Genomic DNA, 18,531 nt, shown 5'->3' with positions numbered 1-18,531 from the left:
GCCGAATTTATCGCACGCCCGCAATCCAGGTTTCGTGCACGCTCAGATCGTCATTGAGCACGACTAGATCGGCGCGACAACCCGCGGCGATGCGTCCGTGCGACTGCTGCAATCCGAGAAATTCGGCCGGATAGGTCGAGGCCATGCGTGCGGCTTCGGCGAGCGGAATACCGAGCATCCCGACCGTGTTGCGCACCGCCGTCGCCATGTCCAATGCCGAGCCCGCGAGCGTGCCTTGCGCGGTCGCGCAGATGCCATCGCGGCAAGTGATCGCAACACCGTCGAGATAAAAAACCGGATCGTCCGAGCCGACCGGCGGCATCGCGTCAGTGACGAGGAACATCTTGCCTTTGGCCTTCGCCGCAATCGCGATGCGCAAGGTCGCGGGATGCACATGATGACCATCGACGATCAATCCGCACCAACTGTTTTTGTCCTCAAGCGCGGCGCCAACAACGCCAGGTTCGCGACTGCCGAGCGGCGTCATCGCGTTGAACAGATGCGTGAAGCCGCGCACTCCGGCATCGAGTGCCGCGCGTGTTTGTGCGTAGTCGGCGGCGGTGTGTCCGGCGGCGACGATCACACCTCGCGCCACCAACTCGTGCAGTACTTCTGGCGCCACCCGTTCAGGCGCGAGCGTCAGCAGCGTGCGACCATTCTGCAACGAACACACCAAGTCGATATCGGACGAATCCGGCGCATGGAATTTCGCCGGGTTATGCACACCCTTGCGCTCAGGCGACAGATACGGACCTTCGAGATGGATACCGAGAATGCCCGGCACACCCTGGGCGATGGCTGCATCGGTCGCGTCGATTGCCGCGCGCATTACCGCACTGTCGTCGCTGATCAAGGTCGGCAGCAAACCCGTGGTGCCGAAGCGGCGGTGCGTGGTCGCGATGCGGCGCAAGGCATCGACGTTCGGCGCATCATTGAACAATACGCCGCCACCGCCGTTGACCTGGCAATCGATGAATCCCGGTAGCAAATAACGGCCGCCGAGATCGTGTTGCTGCGCGCTTTGTACACGCTTGTCGTCGGCATCGGTGATGGCGATGATGATGCCGTTCTCGATCAACACCACCAGCTCGGATTCGATCTCGCGATCGAACAACACCTGGCCATTCAGCAACGCGGTAATCATCACACCGTCTCCGTCACCTTGCGCAGATGCGGCGGCACATCGGGATTGCGGCCGCGACGCAATGCGATGGCATTCGCGGCGCGATAAAAACGGCTGATCGCGACCAGCGGCGTGCACGCGGGATGCAGCGTTTCGGCAACCGGCAAGACATTCGGCAACGACATTTCACCGGGTGCGGCAATCCACACATTCGCGCCGCGCTCGCGAAATTCGCGCGCCAGTTCCAGCGTGCCTTCCCAAGTGTCGTCGGGCTGCACAAAAAACAGCACAGGAAACCCCGGCCCGACAATCGCCATCGGCCCGTGCTTCACTTCGGCCGCGCTGAAAGCCTCGGCATGCAGTCCCGAGGTTTCCTTGAACTTCAGCGCGGCTTCCTGCGCCGCCGCGAGACCCAGGCCGCGGCCCACGACAAAAAGATTACGCGCGTCGACCAATCCGTCTTCGAGCGTCGACCAGTCCGCCGACCAAGTGGCACGCATCGCCGCGGGCACCGCGCGCAACGCGTCGAGCAATGCGCCATCGTTATTCCAGCGCGCCGCGATATGCAAAATCGCCGCCAACGAGCAGATATAACTCTTGGTCGCAGCCACGCTTTTTTCCGGGCCGGCGTGCAGCGGAATCACCGTATCGGCGGCAAGCGCGAGTGGCGAATCCTCGACGTTGACCAGCGCCACGACATGCGCGCCGGCCAGTTTTGCCGCCTGCGCATTGCGCACGAGATCGGGGCTTTTGCCTGACTGCGAAATGGTGATGTACAACGCGCCGTCGAGTTTCTGTTCCGCCGCATACACCGAATTGATCGACGGCGACAGTGAGGCTGTGACCAGACCGAGCTGCGTCTCGAACACGTATTTCGCAAACGTCGCGGCGTGATCCGAACTGCCGCGCGCGCAGGTCACGATGAACCGCGGCGGCGTGCGCTGCAGCGTATCGACCAGCGCACGGATCGCCGTATCATTGCGCTCGAATTGTTGTGCGACGACATCGGCAGCCTCGTGGGCTTCCTGATACATCAAGGTGCTGTTTGGCGCGATGGGCGAATTCGACATGGGGTTGGCAGGCTCCGGAATTTTCAATCGGTATCGCTCTGTAATTCGGCGACAAAATCGTAGGCGTCACCGCGATAAAATGAACGCGTGAATTCGACCACGCGACCGCTCGCGAGAAACGCACGGCGCTCAATAAACAAACCCGGACTGCCAAGCGGCAAGCCGAGCAATTTCGCCTGATCGGCGTCGAACGCGATCGCACGCAAACGCTGCAGCGCGCGCGTTGGACGACCATGGGTTTTATCCAGCGCCTCGTACAGCGAATCCTCGACCATGTCCGGATCGGCGACCAAATCCTGCGGAATCGTGGTGCGCTCGATCGCGAGCGGCTCGTCGCCGGCATAACGCAAACGGTGCAGACGTATCACTTTTGCGCCAGGCGAAAGATTCAGCGCCATCGCCTCGTCCGGTGTGACTTCGCCGATACTTTTTTCAAAGAAAACCGAGCGCGGTTTCAGGCCGCGCGCGCGCAAGTCGTCGGTAAAACTCGTGAGCTTGGAAAACGATTTGACGATGCGCGCGGCGACAAACGTGCCGGCGCCATGGCGCTGCGTGAGCACACCTTCGTCGACCAGGCCGGCGATCGCCTTGCGCACGGTCACGCGCGACAGCGACAGGAGTTTGGCGAGATCGCGTTCGCTCGGTAGCGAGTGGCCGGGTTCAAGCGCTCCGGCCTCGATCGATTTCTGGATCGCACGACGCAAACGTTCGTACGCGAGCGAACGTGTAGTGCTGTTTGCGCGACCTTGCTGACGGTATTCCTTGAGCAGCGTGTTTTGCATCCGACAATAATACCAATTTAAGTACCACTTTGGCAATTGGTTGATCTTTACTGGCCTGACCGGATTCTGATGACGCCAAAAACTTCGTCATTCCAGCGTAGGCTGGAATCCATTTTGATCCTGAAATTTGCCTTTATTTGCTGACATATCAGGTATGCGAGAACTAAAATGGATCCCAGCCTACGCTGGGATGACGGCTCTTTTGTCGGCGTTCTCCACCTGCCAAATCCCGCCCACTTTTCGCTATTTCCAAATGTGGTATCTTAGTGGTATCCTTTTCGCCATCAACCACTTCTACCCGCTTCAGTCCCCACCGAGGTAATCCAGTGACTGCTCAATTGGTACCGGTCGATGCGTTCGACCTCGTGATTTTTGGTGGCACCGGCGATCTCGCATTGCGCAAACTCCTGCCGGCGTTGTTCCACCGATTTGTCGATGGCCAGATCGTGCCGGACAGTCGTGTGATCGGCATCGCGCGTGAAGGCCTGGCCGAAAACGACTACCGCACCCAGGTCCGCGCGGCGATCCAGCGCGCCGTGCCGAGCAGCGAATATGTCGTCGCTGATCTCGACACGTTCATGCAGCAAGTCAGTTACCGCTCGCTTGATGCGACGCGCGAAACCGGCTGGCAGGAATTCGCCGCGAGCCTCACCGCCAACTCTGAAAAAGTACGCGTGTTTTATCTCGCCACCAGTCCGGACATTTTCGCCAGCGTCTGCGGTCGCCTGCGCGAACACGGGCTGACCACCGGTAACGTGCGCGTGGTGATCGAAAAACCGATCGGTCGTGATCTGAAAAGCGCCGCTGCGATCAACGACGCGGTCGGGCGCGCGTTCGAGGAACGCCAGACCTACCGCATCGATCATTATCTCGGCAAGGAAACCGTGCAGAACCTCACCGCGCTGCGTTTCGGCAATGTGCTGTTCGAGCCGTTATGGCGCGCCGAACATATCGATCATGTGCAGATCACGGTCGCCGAAACCATAGGCGTCGAATCGCGTGGCGCGTATTACGACACTGCCGGCGCGCTGCGCGATATGGTGCAGAATCATCTGCTGCAATTGCTGTGCATGGTGGCGATGGAACCGCCAGCTTCGCTCGACGCCGACTCGATCCGCGACGAAAAACTGAAAGTGCTGCACTCGCTGCATCCGATCGACGAAAGCAACGCGGCGCAGCTCACCGTGCGCGGACAATATCGCGCTGGCGCATCGGATCAGGGTGCGGTGCCGGGTTATCTCGAAGAAATCGGCAAGCCGAATTCGCGCAACGATACCTTTGTCGCGATCAAGGCCGAGGTGCGTAACTGGCGCTGGGCCGGCGTGCCGTTTTACCTGCGCACCGGCAAGCGTTTGCCGAATCGCGTGTCGGAAATCGTGATCACGTTCAAGGCGATTCCGCACTCGATTTTCGGCAACAGTGCGGGTCCGATCGCGCCCAACAAACTCGTGCTGCGCCTGCAGCCGGACGAAGGCGTGAAGCTCTGGCTGATGATCAAATATCCCGGCCCCGGCGGTTTGCGGCTGCGCCATGTGCCGCTCGACATGAGCTTCGCCGAGACCTTCGGTGTGCGTAATCCGGATGCCTACGAACGCCTGCTGATGGACGTAGTGCGCGGCAATCCGATGCTGTTCATGCGCCGCGATGAAGTCGAAGCAGCATGGAAGTGGATCGACCCGATTCTCGCCGCGTGGGAGGCCAGCGCCGAAGCGCCGAAACCCTACACCAGCGGCACATGGGGGCCGAGCGCGGCGGTCGCATTGATCGAGCGCGATGGCCGCACCTGGCACGAGGACGCACCGTAGTGGCCGCGTCCACGAATTACATCGAACAGGTTTTCGACAGCGCCGCGACCCTCGCAAACGCATTGGCGCAAAGCGTGGCAGACGATCTGCGGCGCGGCCTGAGCGCGCGCAACACCGCCGTGCTTGCGCTGTCCGGCGGCACCACGCCGCGTGAGTTTCTGCGTGAGCTTTCGCAGCAGGCGCTGGACTGGAGCCGTGTGACCGTGACACTGGTCGACGAACGCTGGGTGGGGCCGGATGACGAGCGTTCCAACGCGCGCCTGCTGCGCGAAAACCTGCTGAAAAATCGCGCCACCAATGCGCTGTTCGTACCGCTGTATTGCGATGCGCCCGATCCCGAAACCGGACTGCCGCGTATCGCCGCACGCATCGCCGCGTTGCCATTGCCGTTCGATGCAGTCGTGCTGGGACTTGGCGAGGATGGTCACACGGCATCGTTTTTCCCGGGCGGTGATCACCTCGCGCACGCGCTCGATGTGCACGGCACGGCGCAGGTTTTATCGATGCGTGCACCGGATGCGGGCGAGCCGCGCATCACCTTGAGTATGCCGACCGTGCTCAATGCGCGCGCCGTGTATCTGCATATTCAAGGCGACAAAAAGCGCGCGGTGTTGGCCCAGGTTGTCGCCGCGCAAGGTGCGCTGGCAACGAGTCCGATGCGGGTTGTACTGGATCACGCCACATCGCCGATACAGGTTTTCTGGTGCGCTTGAAGCCGAGCGCAAGCGTCACATTGCTGCGGAGAAAAACATGTCACTGAACCCCACCATTGCCGCCGTCACCGAACGCCTGATCGCGCGCAGCCGTGAGTCGCGCACGGCGTATCTCGAAAAAATAAATGCGGCGCGCGAAACCGGGCCGCGTCGTGGTCATCTTGCCTGCGGCAATCTCGCGCACGGTTTCGCCGCGTCTGCCGCGCCCGACAAAAACGCGTTGCGCAGCGGTCATGCGCCGAACATCGCCATCATCACCGCCTACAACGACATGCTGTCGGCACACCAGCCGTATGCGACCTATCCCGACCTGATCAAGCGCGCTGCGCGTGAGGTCGGCGCGACCGCGCAAGTCGCCGGCGGCGTGCCGGCGATGTGCGATGGCGTGACGCAAGGCCGCGCCGGCATGGAGCTGTCGTTGTTCTCGCGCGACGTGATTGCGATGTCTGCGGCGATCGCGCTTTCGCATGACATGTTCGATGCGGCGTTGTTCCTCGGCATCTGCGACAAGATCGTGCCGGGCCTGCTGATCGCGGCGCTGAGCTTCGGCCATCTGCCGGCGATTTTCATTCCGGCCGGGCCGATGCCAAGTGGTATTTCCAACGATCAGAAAGGCAAGGTGCGCCAGCTTTACGCCGAAGGCAAGGCGACGCGGGCCGAGCTGCTCGAAGCCGAAGCACAGTCGTATCACGCACCAGGCACCTGCACGTTTTACGGCACCGCAAACTCGAACCAGATGCTCATGGAGATCATGGGCCTGCATCTGCCGTGCGCGAGTTTCGTGAATCCGAATACACCGCTGCGCGAAGCAATGACGATCGCCGCAACCCAGCGCGCCGCAGCGATTACGGCGCTGGGATCGGAGTACATTCCGGTCGGCGAAATTATCGACGAGAAGGCCATCATCAACGGCGTGATTGGCCTGCACGCCACCGGCGGCTCGACCAATCATCTGCTCCATCTCGTGGCGATCGCGCATGCGGCGGGCGTCGATTTGCGCTGGGAGGATTTCGGCGATCTGGCCGGCGTGATACCACTGCTGGCACGCGTCTATCCGAACGGCAGCGCCGACGTGAACCAGTTTCACGAGGCCGGCGGCATGGGTTTCCTGATCGCGCAATTGCTGGGCGCCGGACTGCTGCATGGCGACGTCAACACGATCATCGGCGCCGGCCTCGATCGTTATGCAAAACAGGCGCAGCTCGGCAGCGATAACACCATCGAATGGCTGCCAGCGCCCGCGCAGACGCTCGATGCCAGCGTATTGCGCGGCGCGGCCGATCCGTTCCGTCCCGATGGCGGCCTGATGATGCTGCAAGGCAATCTCGGCCGCGCGGTGATCAAGGTCGCATCGGTGCCGGACGATCGTTACATCATTGAAGCGCCGGCGCTGGTGTTCGACGATCAGGATCAGGTGCGCGGCGCGTTCGAGCGCGGCGAACTCGATCGCGATTTCGTCGCGGTGGTGCGCTTCCAGGGGCCACGCGCGAACGGCATGCCGGAGCTGCACAAACTCACGCCGACATTGGCGGTGTTACAAGCGCGCGGACATCGCGTTGCGCTGGTCACTGACGGGCGCATGTCAGGTGCGTCGGGCAAGGTGCCCGCCGCGATCCACGTGACGCCCGAAGCAATCTGCGGCGGACCGATCGCAAAAATCCACAACGGCGATATGATTCGTGTCGACGCGCATGCTGGCACGCTCGAAGTGCAGGTCGATGCGGCGATCTGGCAGGCGCGCGGTGCCGCGATTTCGAACGTCGATGCTCATCATCGCGGCGTCGGTCGCGAACTGTTTGCGATGTTCCGTCGCATCGCCGGCAGCGCCGATACGGGCGCCAGCGTTTTCGGCGCGAGCGCCGTTGCCGAACACACTTTTGGAGAGTCCGCATGAGTTCCGCCATCGAACAGAAACAGCAGCAGATCGAGAGCACGATGCGACTCGCGCCGGTGATCGCAGTGGTCGTGATCGAGCGACTCGCCGATGCGGTGCCACTCGCGCAAGCGCTGGTCGCGGGCGGCATCCGCGCGATCGAAATCACGTTGCGCAGCAAGGTCGCGCTGGATGCGATCCGCGCGGTCGCGGCCGATGTCGAAGGCGCCGTGGTCGGTGCCGGCACGATCTTGTCGCCGCAGGATTTGCAGGCCGCCGAAAATGCCGGCGCGCGGTTTGCGGTATCGCCCGGCATCACACCAACCCTGTTCGCCGCGGCGCAGGACATCGCGCTGCCTTATCTGCCCGGTTCGGCGAGTGCGTCCGAGGCGATGCTGCTGCTTGAACACGGTTATCGGTTGCAGAAATTTTTCCCGGCCGAAGTTGCCGGCGGCGCACCGTATCTGCGCGCGCTGAGCGGACCGTTGCCGCAAGTAAAATTTTGTCCGACCGGCGGCATCAGCGTGACAAAAGCAGCATCCTATCTCGCGCTGTCGAACGTGCTTTGTGTCGGCGGTTCATGGCTGACGCCAGCTGAATTGGTGAATGCTGGCGACTGGGCGGCGATCACGACCCTCGCGCGTGATGCGTGCAATTTGCCGCGAGGCTGAGAGGGTGCGTTTGCCGCTGACCTCCAAAGCATGACGCGCGAAGAAAATTGACAGCGATCGCAATTGCTGTGAAATACTTGTGCACGAGAATGGCGGTCTTGTGACTTGGGGAGTTCGGATGAAATACGCACTATTGATCGCGCTGCTTCTTCTCGCCGCGAATGCCGGTGCGGGCAGCGTGATGTTCGGCAAACATCTGGTATCAAAGGGCGATGCGATCACCAGCGTGCGTGATGCCGCGGGCACACCGAACAAGGTCGACAAGATCGATGCCGACGACTCATCGCCGGCGATGGAAATCTGGACTTACAATCGTCCTGAAAGCGTCGTCACGATCTGGATCGTCGATCGCAAGGTGGTGCAGGTGCAGGAACAGCCGGCAGCCGATGGCGCGGCAAAAACCTCGTCGGCCAGCAAGTAGATTCAGCCGCGTCTTGCGGCAAAAAACAATACTTTTTGAGTCGGCAAATTTAGCTGCCGAGCGAACGCGGGCGCGCGGTCGAACCGCGAATCACTAGTTGCGGACTGAAACCCTTGTTTTTTGCGGCCGGCGCGTCGAGCGATCCGTCTTCGGCGCGCGCGAGTTCGGAGATCAGCAGCAAGGTTGCATGCCGTGCGATTTCTTCGGTCGCCTGCTTGGCTGTGGTCAATGCCGGCCACGATTGTTTCGAGAACGGGCTGTCCTCGAATCCCGCGATGGAGAGATCGTTCGGCACATCGATGCCGGTGGATTTTGCCGCCGCGAGAACGCCGGCGGCAATCTCGTCGTTGGAACCGAAGATCGCGGTCGGCGGGTCTTTCAACGCGAACAATTTGCGCGCGCCGCGAAAACCATCCTCGAACGAATAATCGCCCGGCACGATGAGTTTTTTGTCGATCGGAATGCCGTAGTCCTTGAGCGCACTTTCGTAGCCCTTGTAGCGCTCCGGGCTGGAACGATGCGACGGACCGCCCCACAAAAAACCGATGCGCTGGTGGCCGAGCTGGATCAGGTGGCGCGTGATGTCGTAGGCCGCATCGCGATCATCGACGAACACGCACGGAAACCCGTCGTCGGGATCTTCGGCCGCAGAAAGTATGCGTACGAACTTGATATCGTTCGCGGCCAGATATTTGATGAGTTCCAAACGCTCGGACATTGGCGGCGCCAGCACCAGCCCGGCGAGACGCGAATGGCGCACGAGATCGACCAGCTCCTCGGCCAGATTCGGTGAAGCCGAATTGCACGGATGAATCTGCAATCCGTAACCGGTTTCGCGGCATACCGAGAGCATGCCGTTCTGCACGCTGATGATGTAATACGGGTTCGGGTTGTCGTAGGCCACGCCGAGCGCATACGACTTCGAACTGCGCAGGCTGCGTGCGGACAGATCCGGTTGATAGTTGAGTTCTTCGACCGCGCGCAATACTTTCTGGCGGGTTTTTTCGCGTACCGCAGTTTCGTTGTTGATCACGCGGGAAACGGTTTTCAGCGATACGTTGGATCGCTCGGCGACGTCTTTGATCGTCGGTCTGCTCATTCCAGAATTTCCCGGGTTGGATTACGAACTGCGCGACTGCACGCATGAAATCTTGCGCTCGACAAAAACCTCTCGCGCCAGCAACTTTTCTCACGCGTGTGTTACGCCTTTTTTGCAGCGCGTATTGTGAAGGCTTTGCGCGCACGCAGCCAGCGCTGTTTGTCGATGTGCTGGTGATGTCGGCGCCGCATGTTACATGCGGCGCCGCGAGTTCAAGACGACGGCGACAATATCGGCGCGGTAACGCTCGATACCATTCGCGTGCCGACGCTATAGCCCTTCACCGCGTAGAACAGGATGTACAAATAACACGGCACCATCAGGATCAAAAACACTGCCTGAAAATCGTGGTGCTGTTTCAGATGCGCAAACAGTTGCGGCACGATCGCGCCGCCGGAAATGCCCATGATCAGCAAGGCCGAGCCGAACTCGGTGAAACGTCCGAGGCCGCGAATCGCGAGCGGGAAAATCGCCGGCCACATCATCGCATTGGCAAACCCGAGCGCGGCGACAAAACCGACCGAAATGTATCCTTGCGTGAGATAGGCGCCGATCGAGAACAGCACGCCGAGCACGGCGGAAATCGCGAGATAACGCTCCTGCGAAACGAAGCGCGGAATCGCCACCAGGCCGACCAGATAACCGACCAGCATCGCCGTGAGAGTGAATGAAGTGAAGAACGTGGTCTGATCCAGCGGCAGATGAAAACTCTGGCCGTACGTGCCGATCGCGTCACCCGCCATCACTTCCACACCGACGTAAAGAAACAGGCACAACACACCGAGCCACAAATGCGCAAAGTGGAAAATGCTGCTTTTTTCATTTTTACCGGACAACGACGTCGGCGCCACGTTCGCCGCAGACGCGCTGATTTCCGGCAACGGCGAACGCATCACCCAGATCGCCAGCAGTACCAGCACACCAGCCATAAGCATGTAGGGCATGTGGATTTTCGCGGCAAATTCGTCCGACAGCGCGGTCTTGCCCGCAACATCGGCAGATTCGACCTTGCTCGCCAGATCACCGATGCCACGCAGCACGAGAGCGTTGATCACCAGCGGCGCAAGAATGCCGGCAACCTTGTTGCAGATCCCCATCACCGCGATGCGCTGCGCGGCGCTGTCGATCGGGCCGAGGATGCTGATGTAAGGATTGGATGCGGTCTGCAATAACGACAATCCGGCACCGATGACAAACAGTCCGGTCAGCGCGCCCGGAAAAATGCGCATGGTAGCGAACTGGCCGAACACCGCTGCGCCGATCGCCATCACGAACAAACCCAGCGCCATGCCGCGTTTCATGCCGGTGCGCTTGAGGATCCACGACGAAGGCAACGCGAGAAAAAAGTACGAAAGGTAAAACGCCATCGGCACGAGGAACGCATTCACGTCGTCGAGATTGAACGCGAGCTTGACGAACGTGATCAGCGGCCCGTTCAACCACGTCACAAAACCGAAGATGAAAAACAATCCACCGATGATCGCGATGGAAGAAGTATGGCTGCGCTGCGGCGCATCCGAAGCTGTGATCGACATGGTCTGGCGGCTCCCCGAACTGGTGGCTGATGCTGGCTGGTTATACGACGAACGGCTACGCCGGTCACGCGCCGGTCCGCAACGATGAAATTTATTTCCGATACCGCAATCGCGTAGCAGATCGACACCTCCATCGCGTAAATGTCCGGACGGCGAGATCGTTGGTAACGTTGTCATAGTTTGCTCCGTAATGCACTAAATTTGCATGCGGCAGGGCAGCACGAGACAACCTGACTTCCAGCAAGGAGCATCCGCAGAAATTTACTTGAGTTCGGAAAAAACTTTCAAAACTAAATTTAACATCATGTATTTCATAAATTTTTTTTGACAAAACTTCATTTGAAATCGATACCAGCGCTTTCCGCATGGCGATCAATCATCGTGAAAATTTCGTTTGTCATCCTATTGACAACGTTGTCATGTAGTAGCAGACTCGGCTCCATTCAGCGGAGATAAATCCGCCAACCCGCCATAAATCCAATGGGAGGAAGAAGGCGTGGTGCAACGGCTCAACCAGTTAAATGCGGAACCACGAATGGCAGCGATTGCGCCGTTCATCGCGGCCGATGTGGGCGGCACGCATGCGCGCATCGGCTTGGTGCTGGCGGATGCGCATGGCGCAACGCCGATCGCGGTCGCGCAATATCACAAGTATGTTTGCGCCGACTATCCAAGCCTCAGCGCGATCCTGCGCGACTTCATCGATACGCATTGCGATACGCCGGTGGAATTCGGTGCGATCGCCTGCGCCGGTTATCTGCTCGACGACACGGTGATCAACGCCAATCTGCCGTGGAAAGTTTCGCTGGCGGATATTCGCAGCCAACTCGGTTTGAAAAACATCGCGCTGGTCAACGATTTCACTGCAGTCGCGCATGCCACGCAATTCGTCAATGCCAGCGACATGATCGTGCTGGCCGCGGCCAAGGGCGAGCCGATCGCGGCGCCCACGCTGGTAGTCGGCCCGGGCACCGGGCTCGGTGCCGCCGTGCAGATTCCGGGCAAGGACAAGACCACGATTCTTTCCACCGAAGCGGGCCAGGCCGCGTTCGCGCCGGGTTCGGAAATCGAAATCGAAATTCTCTCGCTGCTGCGTCGGCAGATGGCGCACGTCTCGATCGAGACGGTGGTGTCCGGTCCCGGCCTCGTGAATATCTACAGCGCGCTTTGCACGATGCGCAGCGTGACGCCGCGATTCAATGCGCCGGCGCAAATTACCCAGGCCGCGCTCGATGCCAGTGATACCACGGCGCTCGAAGCACTGCAGGTTTTCTGCGGCCTGATGGGCAGCATCGTCGGCGATCTGGTGCTGCTGTACGGCGCGCAGGGCGGCGTCTATCTGGCCGGCGGAATCCTGCCGCAGATTCGCGATTTTCTGATCAAGAGCACGTTCGCCGAGCGCTTCCACAACAAGGGTGCGATGCGCGAGCTGCTCGAACGAGTTCCGGTGTGGTTGATCGAGCACGGCCAGCTTGGCGTGATCGGCGCAGCGAGTTGGTATCTGGATAGTCGCGGGATGCGCTGAGCAAACCGTGCAACAAGGTTGTAATGAAGTGTGAGTCAGGTGTTGAAGCAGTACCGCGTCAGAGAATAAAAGAACCCGGCCGTGGGGTGCCCACAAGCATCCATCGCCGATCCCAAAACTGCCATGAAGGGGAGCCTCATGAGCTACCGTAAAACCATACTGTCAGCAAGCATTGTCGCAAGCCTTAGTTGTTTCACCGGATGGGTGTACGCCGATGAGGCCGCCGCAACCACAGCCGCAGCAGATAGCAGCACGCAACAGAGCGCCGAATCTCTCGATGTGGTCGAGGTGCACGGCATCCGCGACAGCTTGAAGAAATCGCTGGAAACCAAGCGCGCCGCCGACGCTGTCGTCGACGCCATCACCGCCGAGGATATCGGCAAGTTCCCAAGCACCAACGTGGCCGAGGCCATGGCGTCGATTCCCGGCGTCACCGTCGATCGCCGTTTCGGTCAGGGCGAGCGCATCAGCATCAACGGCACCGATCCGAGCTTGAACCTGAGTTTCCTCGACGGTCATCCAGTGGCGCAGTCGGCGTGGTTGTACGGCGAACAGCCGAGCCGCGGTTTCGACTACACGCTGCTGGCGCCGGAAATTCTCGGCAAGCTGGAAGTGTACAAGAGCCCGGAAGCGCGCCTACCGAAGGTAGCCTCGGCGGTACGGTGATGATGCATACGCGCCAGCCGCTGGATCTTAAGGCCAACACCTTCAGTGGTTCGATCGGTGAAAACTACAACGATCAGAGCGAGAGCAACAAACCCAATGCATCGTTGTTGTACAGCTGGAAAAACAGCGACAACACCTTCGGCGTTGCGGTTTCGGCACAGCATTACGAAGAAAAAGTGGATCGTCAGGGCGAGGAGGTTTTCGGCTACAGCCCGGTTTCCAGCCTTACCGCGAGCCCGTTCGTGGCCGCCGGTCTTGCCAACGGTTCGCTGCACGGCAGTGACTTGATTCCGCAGGAAATCAACGCAGCGTATTTTCAGCAGAATCGCGAACGCAACAGCGGCACGATCAACCTGCAGTTCAAGCCGAACGACCAGCTCGAATTCGATGTCAGCGGCCTGTACATCAAGGAAAAATTCGACAACTTCAACCAGTCGATGTACGGCTTCACCACCCAGCAGCCGAATCTGATTACCAGTCTCGGCAGCTCCAGCAACGGCATCATCAATTCCGGTCATTCCTGCGGTAACGACAATCCGGGTTGCGCCGGCGTGGTCAACACCTATCTGGACAATCAGGCACGCCATTCCACGGTCAACAGCAAGGGCATCGACCTGAAGGGTATCTACAAAGGCAGCGGCTGGGGTTTGACCGGTCAGGTCGGCATCAGCAAGTCCAGCGACGAAGACAATTCGCAGGCCTTCATCGAGCCGTACTACAACGGCGGCTACACGTGGGATCTGCACAAGGGCATCAAGTTTGACAGCCCGGCAGCTGCGGCAAACCCAGCCAACTGGCACGATGGCGACACACCCGGCAACGGTTGGGGCGGCAACTACGCCACGATTCCGGCGGAGTCGAAAGACAAATACGCGCAGATTGATTTCAGCAAGAACTTCGACGGTTTCTTCAACGAACTGCAAGTCGGCCTGCGTTATGCCGATCACACCGAAAACCGTACCGAGATCCTGTTCGGTGGCGTGCGCATCGGCCCGCTCAGCACGATCGGCGCGGTCGGCCTGACCGATATTCTCGGCGGTTTCCCGGGCTGGTCGAGCGATCAGCAACACCACGTCCAGACCACCAGCAACAACGTGTTCAACTGGGTGCTCGGCAGCCCACTGGATAGAGCACATCCGGATCCGGGTTCGACCTTGAACAACACGTTTGCGGTCGATCAGGAATCGGAAGCGGCCTACGCGCAATTGAACTTCGGCACCGATCGTCTGCACGGCAATTTCGGTCTGCGTTTTGTGCATACCGACATCACGAGTTCGGGCTACAACTTCAGCGGCACGCCAGTGCTGCCGGCGCCGGCCGGCTGGTATCAGACCACCGACAATTCGCACAACAACACGCTGCCGTCGTTCAACATTGCCTACGACGCCAGCGATAGCGTGGTGGTGCGTGGTGCCGTGGCCGAAGTGATTGCGTGGGCGCCGTACAACCAGGAAGCGCACTACACCTTCCTCAACGATACGACTGCCACCGGCACCGGCGGCAATCCGAATCTTGACCCGTACCGCTCGGTCAACTTCGATGCATCGGTGGAATGGTATTTCGCTGAACAATCGGTGTTGGCAGGATCGATCTTCTACAAGGATATTCTCAACTACATCACCACCGATCCGGCCATCGAACGCCAGTACAACTCGATGCAGTCAACCAGCCCCGACACGTTCAATTCCACCTACGTCGGCAAGCTCTACAACTGCACCGCGGATGGTCAGTGTGACTACAGCATCACGCGTCCGCAGAACGGCGGTCGTGCCACGGTCAAGGGTTTCACCGTTAGCTATCAACAGCCGTTCGGCGATAGCGGATTCGGCCTCGGCGCCAACTACACCTACGCCAACGGCACGACCAAATCCGGTCAGGCGCTGCCTTACAACTCGAAGAATGCGGTCAACCTCAGCCCGTACTTCGAGAAGGGTCCGTTCAGTGCGCGTGTGACTTACGGCTGGCGCAGCAACTACCTCGCCGGTGGTTATGTCGCCGGTGCGCCGCCAGCATCGGTGGCCGACTACACCGAACTCGATGCATCGCTCGGCTGGCGCTTCACCGATCAGCTCTCGCTCGATCTCGGCGCGTTGAACCTGCTCGATGAAAAGTACTCTGAATACCTCGGCACCAAGGCACTCATCGCTGCGCAGTACAAGACTGGCCGCCGTTACATGGCCACCCTGCACTTCCAGTTCTGATGTGTCTCGCTTAACCAGTTAGTTGTTTCGCCCTCCAGCGATTTGCGGGTCCGGACTTGTCCTGGCCCGCTTTTTTTTGGGCGATTTTTTGCGTGTTGTAAGCTGACCGTCAGCACTCGGGTGATTTCATGAAAACCTATTTTCACAGCGTGATTTTTTTCGGCGTCACCGCATTCGTGTTCGGTGCGATCGGCGGTTGTCAGTCTATCCAGACCAGCACTTCAGCCACGACATATGCACAACCCGCAGATCCGTTATCACTGATTCCACAACCACTCTCGCTGGCGCGATCGCCCGGCTATTTTGAACTGCGCCAAGGTGCCGCGTTGATCGTGGAATCGCAAAATGCACAGGCGCTTGGCGTCGCACGATATTTTGTTGACCTGATGTCGCGCACGCGCGGTTTGAAACTCGATCTGCTGCCGCTTACTGGCACGATTCCAAAGTCGCAGGCGATCAGTTTTGTGCTTGATCCGCACGTTGTAGTTTCCAGCGATGAAGGGTATGAATTGGTCGTCGCCGGTGATCATATTCGTCTCGCCGCACGCACCGCGCACGGCCTGTTCAACGGCAGCACGACCTTGTGGCAACTGCTCACGCTGGATACCGGCAATACCTTGCCAATACGCGTGCCGGCCCTGCGTATCGACGATGCGCCGCGCTTTGTCTGGCGCGGCCTCATGCTCGATGTTTCGCGCCACTTCATGCCACCCGATGCGATCAAGCAGATACTCGCCGCCATGGCCGTGCACAAGCTCAATGTTTTCCACTGGCACCTCACCGACGACCAGGGCTGGCGTATCGAGATCAAGAAATATCCGCGCCTGACCGATATCGGCGCATGGCGTGTACCGGCGGGTTCGGCGGCGACCGCAGATATCGATCCGAACACCAAAAAACCGCGCCGCGAAGGTGGCTTCTATACGCAGAACGACGTGCGCGAAATCGTGTCCTATGCTGCCGAACGCTTCATCACCATCGTGCCGGAAATCGAAATGCCGGGACACGCTCAAGCGGCGATCGCGGCGTATCCGCAGTTCGGCTCGCGCGGCGACAATCCGACGGTTTCATCGGACTGGGGCGTGCACACATATCTCTACAACGTCAACGAAGATACGTTTGCTTTTCTCGAAGATGTACTCAGCGAAGTGATGGCGCTGTTTCCCGGTCGTTACATCCATGTCGGCGGCGATGAAGCAGCGAAAGACCAGTGGCAGGCATCGGCGCAAGTTCAGCAGCGCATGCACACGCTCGGCGTGGCGAATGAAGCAGCGCTGCAAAGTTATTTCATCCAGCGCATCGAAAAATTTCTCGGCGCGCACGGCCGCAAGCTGATCGGTTGGGATGAAATTCTCGAAGGCGGCTTGCCGGCCGAAGCCACGGTGATGTCGTGGCAAGGCATGAAGGGCGGCATCGAGGCCGCCAACCAAGGCCACGACGTGGTGATGGCACCGAGTCCGGACTTGTATCTGGATCATCTGCAAAGCAGCGCGCACGACGAGCCGCCGGGCCGACCGAGCCTCATCACGCTTGCCGACGTCTACAAATTCGAGCCGGTGCCGACTGAACTCAATACAACCCAAGCGCAGCATATCCTCGGCGCACAAATCAATCTGTGGACCGAACACATGCGCACGCCGCAACGCGTGCAGCACGCAACGTTTCCGCGACTGGCGGCGCTGGCCGAACTGACCTGGTCGTCGCATGAAAATCGCAACTGGAACAGTTTTGTCACGCGACTGATTCCGCAGCTTGCGCGTTATCGTCGCCTCGGCATTGACTACGCCGACAGCGCATTTGCGGTAAATATTGCTGCTGCAACGAATGCGCAGAGCGATCGAGCCGATGTCGTGCTTTCGAATCAACTCGGCATCGGTGCGATCCGCTACACGCTGGATGGCGGCGAGCCGACCGCGCAATCAGTGCGCTATGAAAAGCCGCTGCAGATCACGCTGCCACAAACCTTGCGCGCGAATACCTTCGCTGACGATCAGCCGCTGGCGGAAACTCGCACGCGAGTGATCGAGCGCCTGTCGCTGCTGCAACGGAACAGCGACGAGCTCGCCTCGTGCAACAAAAAACTGCCGCTGCGACTCGAAGACGATGCGCCCCTGCCTGGCGAGCGTGCGGTGTTCAATGTCGATATTCTCGATGCGTGCTGGATCTACGCTCAAGCGCCGTTGAACGGCATCACGCAGATACAAATCATCATCGGCCAGATTCCGTACAACTTCCAACTGTGGCATGACAGCGACAAGATCGTCAGCCATGCTGCCGCATCGAAACGCGAGGAATTGCAGGTTCGCCTGGATACGTGCGCGGGCGAAATTCTCGCCGTATTGCCACTGACACCGGCGCTGGCACAATCCGGCCTGAGCACGCTGACCGCAAACCTGCCCGCACGCAGCGGCACGCATGATTTGTGCCTGTTTTTCACGACGCGCAATCACGATCCGTTGTGGGCGATCGATGCGGTGCAATTGCTGCCCAGCGCAACACCCGTATCGCCAAAATAATCTCGTGTTCGCGGTCATCAACGTGTTCTGCGCCAGCGCATAAACGCTGGCGCAGAATGCCTGATTTGTCGGCAGATCTTTTGCTGGGACGTGCGGCGCGTTATCGTGGCGTCCCCGCCATCGAAGTTTCGCCATGACTACCAGCAAACCGCATATCGACAACAGCAAGCTCGACCGCATCGTCGCTGATGCCCGCCGCAATGCCGAGCAACGCGATCTCGGTTATCGCGAGCAGGCCCTGAAAATGTATCCGTGGATTTGCGGCCGTTGCGCGCGCGAATTCACGCGGGCCAACCTGCAGGAACTGACCGTGCATCATCGCAATCACGATCACGATTTCAATCCGGTCGATGGCAGCAACTGGGAATTGCTGTGCGTGTATTGCCACGATAACGAGCACTCGCGCTACATCGACTTCACCGGCGACAGCGCCCAAGCGCCAACGACTGCAGCGGCAACATCGAACCCGTTCGCCGATCTAAAAAATCTGCTGAAGCGCAAGGACTGATCGCAATTCCAGATCGCGCGCCG

Annotated in this window: 13 protein-coding genes and 1 pseudogene; 9 read left to right on the top strand and 5 right to left on the bottom strand. The window is 59.7% G+C overall.

What is annotated here, in order from left to right; all coding sequences use genetic code 11:
* Nucleotides 1-7 precede the first annotated feature (7 nt).
* From nagA to ELE36_RS04860, 3 genes are read right to left on the bottom strand one after another with little or no spacing between them, the layout of a single operon-like run.
* Nucleotides 8-1,144: an N-acetylglucosamine-6-phosphate deacetylase gene (nagA, locus tag ELE36_RS04870; RefSeq protein ID WP_129832019.1), complete on the bottom strand. Its 1,137-nt coding sequence runs from the start codon at nucleotides 1,142-1,144 to the stop codon at nucleotides 8-10.
* Complete coding sequence (locus ELE36_RS04865; protein WP_165371478.1) at nucleotides 1,144-2,193, bottom strand: SIS domain-containing protein; 1,050 nt, start codon at nucleotides 2,191-2,193, stop codon at nucleotides 1,144-1,146. Before ELE36_RS04865 ends, nagA begins: the two co-directional genes overlap by 1 nt.
* Nucleotides 2,194-2,216: 23 nt before the next feature.
* On the bottom strand, nucleotides 2,217-2,975 hold the full coding sequence (locus ELE36_RS04860; RefSeq protein WP_129832018.1) for a GntR family transcriptional regulator: 759 nt from the start codon (nucleotides 2,973-2,975) through the stop codon (nucleotides 2,217-2,219).
* A gap of 326 nt (nucleotides 2,976-3,301) precedes the next feature.
* On the opposite strand from ELE36_RS04860, the gene zwf reads away from it, so the two are divergent.
* From zwf to ELE36_RS04835, 5 genes are all read left to right on the top strand, one after another.
* Entirely contained in the window at nucleotides 3,302-4,780 is a 1,479-nt protein-coding gene (gene zwf, locus ELE36_RS04855) for a glucose-6-phosphate dehydrogenase (protein ID WP_129832017.1), read from the top strand.
* Nucleotides 4,780-5,493 carry a 6-phosphogluconolactonase gene (gene pgl / locus ELE36_RS04850; protein WP_242512368.1) on the top strand — a complete coding sequence of 238 codons (714 nt, stop codon included), beginning with the start codon at nucleotides 4,780-4,782 and terminating at the stop codon, nucleotides 5,491-5,493. The genes zwf and pgl overlap by 1 nt, the downstream gene beginning before the upstream one ends.
* A gap of 37 nt (nucleotides 5,494-5,530) precedes the next feature.
* The gene (gene edd / locus ELE36_RS04845; protein WP_129832015.1) at nucleotides 5,531-7,387 is read left to right on the top strand and encodes a phosphogluconate dehydratase; all 1,857 of its coding nucleotides are present in this window, start codon (nucleotides 5,531-5,533) and stop codon (nucleotides 7,385-7,387) included.
* A complete protein-coding gene (gene eda / locus ELE36_RS04840; protein ID WP_129832014.1) occupies nucleotides 7,384-8,037 on the top strand; it encodes a bifunctional 4-hydroxy-2-oxoglutarate aldolase/2-dehydro-3-deoxy-phosphogluconate aldolase in 654 nt (217 codons plus the stop codon). Before edd ends, eda begins: the two co-directional genes overlap by 4 nt.
* Before the next feature lie 118 nt (nucleotides 8,038-8,155).
* On the top strand, nucleotides 8,156-8,458 hold the full coding sequence (locus ELE36_RS04835; RefSeq protein ID WP_129832013.1) for a hypothetical protein: 303 nt from the start codon (nucleotides 8,156-8,158) through the stop codon (nucleotides 8,456-8,458).
* Nucleotides 8,459-8,507: 49 nt separating this feature from the next.
* On the opposite strand, the gene ELE36_RS04830 is transcribed toward ELE36_RS04835, so the two are convergent.
* Nucleotides 8,508-9,557: a LacI family DNA-binding transcriptional regulator gene (locus ELE36_RS04830; protein ID WP_129832012.1), complete on the bottom strand. Its 1,050-nt coding sequence runs from the start codon at nucleotides 9,555-9,557 to the stop codon at nucleotides 8,508-8,510.
* A 212-nt stretch (nucleotides 9,558-9,769) separates the two neighbouring features.
* On the bottom strand, nucleotides 9,770-11,092 hold the full coding sequence (locus ELE36_RS04825) for a sugar MFS transporter (RefSeq protein WP_129832011.1): 1,323 nt from the start codon (nucleotides 11,090-11,092) through the stop codon (nucleotides 9,770-9,772).
* A gap of 535 nt (nucleotides 11,093-11,627) precedes the next feature.
* On the opposite strand from ELE36_RS04825, the gene glk reads away from it, so the two are divergent.
* The 4 genes and pseudogenes from glk to ELE36_RS04805 all read left to right on the top strand — a co-directional run bounded on the left by glk (nucleotide 11,628) and on the right by ELE36_RS04805 (nucleotide 18,508).
* Nucleotides 11,628-12,617, top strand: coding sequence for a glucokinase (gene glk / locus ELE36_RS04820; RefSeq protein WP_129832010.1), 990 nt, complete (start codon nucleotides 11,628-11,630; stop codon nucleotides 12,615-12,617).
* 138 nt (nucleotides 12,618-12,755) lie between these two features.
* Nucleotides 12,756-15,484, top strand: a pseudogene (locus ELE36_RS04815) (TonB-dependent receptor).
* 128 nt (nucleotides 15,485-15,612) lie between these two features.
* Complete coding sequence (locus tag ELE36_RS04810; protein ID WP_129832009.1) at nucleotides 15,613-18,000, top strand: family 20 glycosylhydrolase; 2,388 nt, start codon at nucleotides 15,613-15,615, stop codon at nucleotides 17,998-18,000.
* A gap of 133 nt (nucleotides 18,001-18,133) precedes the next feature.
* Nucleotides 18,134-18,508 (top strand): YajD family HNH nuclease, encoded by a 375-nt coding sequence (locus ELE36_RS04805; RefSeq protein ID WP_129832008.1) that lies wholly within the window; start codon nucleotides 18,134-18,136, stop codon nucleotides 18,506-18,508.
* The last annotated feature ends 23 nt before the right edge of the window (nucleotides 18,509-18,531 follow it).

Source organism: Pseudolysobacter antarcticus, assembly GCF_004168365.1.
Classification (GTDB): Bacteria; Pseudomonadota; Gammaproteobacteria; order Xanthomonadales; family Rhodanobacteraceae; genus Pseudolysobacter; species Pseudolysobacter antarcticus.
Note: the sequence above shows the minus strand (reverse complement) of the source record. Positions and strands in the feature narration are given on the sequence as shown.